This window comes from Arthrobacter sp. Y3221157 (assembly GCF_059089865.1).
Genome location: NZ_JBNHFD010000261.1, coordinates 1 through 234 on the forward strand (window position 1 = coordinate 1; position 234 = coordinate 234).

Sequence of the window (234 nt, forward strand, 5' to 3'; positions counted from 1 at the left end):
GGTCGCCTTGAATGGCCCCGCCGGCCCACTCCAGGAACTGCGCCGTCAGGGGGCGGTCAAGACCAAGCTGCTGCGTCTTGCGGTCCACGAGCTCCTGTGGGGCGTTCTGTCCGACGATGTTTCGTGCTGCATCACCTGCGCTGAGGTTGAGAAGGAAGAACGTGACGATGCACAGCGAAGCGATGGTCAGGATTCCGGCCAAGAGCCGCTGAAGGATGAATTTAGTCATGAGAA

Annotated in this window: 1 pseudogene; it reads right to left on the reverse strand. The window is 60.3% G+C overall.

Annotated elements, in window-relative coordinates:
* A pseudogene (locus AC5RTT_RS20925) lies at nt 1–234 on the reverse strand (ABC transporter permease); the annotation flags it as partial.